We start from the raw sequence: 2,447 nt of genomic DNA, 5'->3' as shown, positions 1-2,447 counted from the left end.
CATTAAATCGGACAGGGTCTTTTTTCAAGCCCCCTTTTTCATACAGTTTTATTGATATAGATTAAGCCCACCCCTTAAACCCCCTTATTCTTAATAAACTTTAGCAAATTAACCAATAGCTATGATTAATTACAAAATTACTCCCAACTTTCTGTCTCATGAATGGCACATCACCTTATCATTCACTCAAACCAATGATTCAGAAACAGAAATCAGCTTACCCAACTGGGTTCCCGGCAGCTACCTCATCCGTGACTTTGCCCGCCACATCACGCACATCAGCGCGCGCTGCAACGGCAAAGCCCAACCGCTGACACAAACCAGCAAAAACCATTGGCAAACCCCTGCCCTCAGTGGAGCGTGGGAAATTTACTACACCGTCTACGCATTCGACTTGTCTGTACGCGGCTCATTCCTCAGTACCGAGCGCGGCTTTTTCGATGGCGCGTGCCTCTTCTTAAAAGTACACGGACAAGAGGAACAACCGCACCAAGTCGAATTTCCTACCCTGCCACACACATGGCAGATAGCCACAACCCTGCCCCAAATTTCGGCGACCACTTTTCAGACGGCCTCATATACCGAGCTTATTGATCACCCCGTTGAAACAGGCATCATCGAATTCCTCGACTTTGAAGCACAAGGCATCCCCCACCGTATTGCATTAAGTGGTATTTACCCCGATTTCGACCGCGCCCGCTTCCTCGCCGATATTCAAAAAATCTGCGAAACCGAGTTGGCGATGTTCCCCACCCCTGCCCCGTTTACCGAATACCTTTTCCTACTACATCTGGGCGACAACCTCTACGGCGGACTGGAACACATCAGCAGCACCGCCCTACTCGCCGACCGCCACAGTCTGCCATCTTACGATATGGGCGAAGCCGACAAAGCCTATACCGAACTGCTCGGCCTCTTTTCCCATGAATACTTCCACGCATGGAACGTCAAATCCATCAAACCGGCCGTCTTCGCACCTTACAATCTCGACCAAGAAAACTACACCGAGCAACTTTGGGCATTCGAAGGCATTACGTCCTACTACGACGACCTCTTTCTAGCCCGAAGCAGAACCATCAGTCCCGAAGCCTACCTTACCCTGCTTGCACAAAGCATCACACGCGTACAGCAAACACAAGGCCGTCTGAAACAAACACTTGCCCAATCCAGTTTCAGCGCATGGGACAAGTTCTACAAACAAGACGAAAACAGCCCCAACGCCATCGTTAGCTACTATCAAAAAGGCGCACTGGCCGCACTTTGCCTCGACCTCATCATCCGTGAAAAAAGCCAAGGCAAATACACCCTCGACAGTATAATGCAGCAACACTATCGCGACTGGTGCGACACCCATCAAGGCATACCCGAAAAACACTGGCAATCCCGTTGCCAAGAAATGACCGGTTTAGATTTAGAAGCCTTCTTTCAGACGGCCTTATACAGCACCGAAGACCTTCCGCTCGCAGAATGCCTGCAAAGCGTAGGTGTCAAACTCGACTTTATCCCCCTGCCACGCCAGCATGGCGGAGCATTTGCAAGCGAACCCCAATCGGTTGCCCCCACCAACGATTTGGGCGCACGTTTCAAACAAAACGGCGACCATGCCGTCCTGACTCATGTATTTAACGGCGGCAGTGCAGAAAATGCCGGACTCTGCCCGCAAGACAAAATCATCGCCTTAGGCGGCTATGCCTGCAACGACCTTGCAGCGCAGTGGGGAAAACTGCCTATCGGCACACGCACCACCATCCATTTCTTCCGCCAAGGCCTGTTGCGCGAAACCAGCATCACAGTTCAAGCAGCAGAAGCCAATACTGCCCTGCTGCACATTACCGATCGCCAACAACTCGAAAACTGGTTGTACAATCATTAAATAAAACTTCAAACGGCCTGCCACTTCCTAGGCCGTCTGAAATCAACATATCCGCTCAATATAAAGAAAGGAAAAACTATGCCCATCCGTAAACTGACCGACACCCTCTATATCGCCCCCCAACTGACCGAAGCCGATGTCCAAGAAGCCGTACGTCTCGGCATCCAAACCATCATCTGCAACCGCCCGGACGGCGAAGAAGAAAACCAACCGGCTTTTGCCGAAGTGCAAAACTGGTTTAAAGAGGCCGGCATCAACCAATTCTCACACCAGCCCGTCGTTGCGCCTCAAATCAACGCAGCTGATGTTGCAGCCTTCCAAAATCTGTTGCAACAATCTCCGGCTCCTATCCTTGCCTTCTGCCGTACCGGCACTCGCTGCTCCCTGCTTTGGGGTTATCATCAAGTGCAACACGGCGCATCTGTAGCCGAAGTAGTTGCCGCAGCCGAACAGGCAGGCGTCAACCTCAGCAGCTTTGAAGCCCGCCTGCAAGAAGCCAAAGATAAAGGTCTAGCTTAATACTTAATTTATATAGTAAGTAGCAGCCTTTAAACCAATCAGGCCGTCTGAAACC

At 50.9% G+C, this 2,447-nt stretch carries 2 protein-coding genes; both read left to right on the top strand.

The window, feature by feature from the left end; translation table 11 throughout:
- Positions 1–121 precede the first annotated feature (121 nt).
- The gene (locus ACTHUT_RS18005) at positions 122–1,873 is read left to right on the top strand and encodes a M61 family metallopeptidase (RefSeq protein WP_250599679.1); all 1,752 of its coding nucleotides are present in this window, start codon (positions 122–124) and stop codon (positions 1,871–1,873) included.
- Between the two features lie 78 nt (positions 1,874–1,951).
- Positions 1,952–2,392 (top strand): TIGR01244 family sulfur transferase, encoded by a 441-nt coding sequence (locus tag ACTHUT_RS18000; RefSeq protein ID WP_250599677.1) that lies wholly within the window; start codon positions 1,952–1,954, stop codon positions 2,390–2,392.
- Positions 2,393–2,447: the final 55 nt, after the last annotated feature.

The organism is Neisseria sp. P0022.S010 (genome assembly GCF_051956635.1).
Note: the sequence above shows the minus strand (reverse complement) of the source record. Positions and strands in the feature narration are given on the sequence as shown.

What these genes read in the sequence shown, in the direction of transcription:
- ACTHUT_RS18005 (WP_250599679.1), top strand. Translation starts at nt 122, where the DNA reads ATGATTAATTACAAAATTACTCCCAACTTTCTGTCTCATGAATGGCAC.
- ACTHUT_RS18000 (WP_250599677.1), top strand. Translation starts at nt 1,952, where the DNA reads ATGCCCATCCGTAAACTGACCGACACCCTCTATATCGCCCCCCAACTG.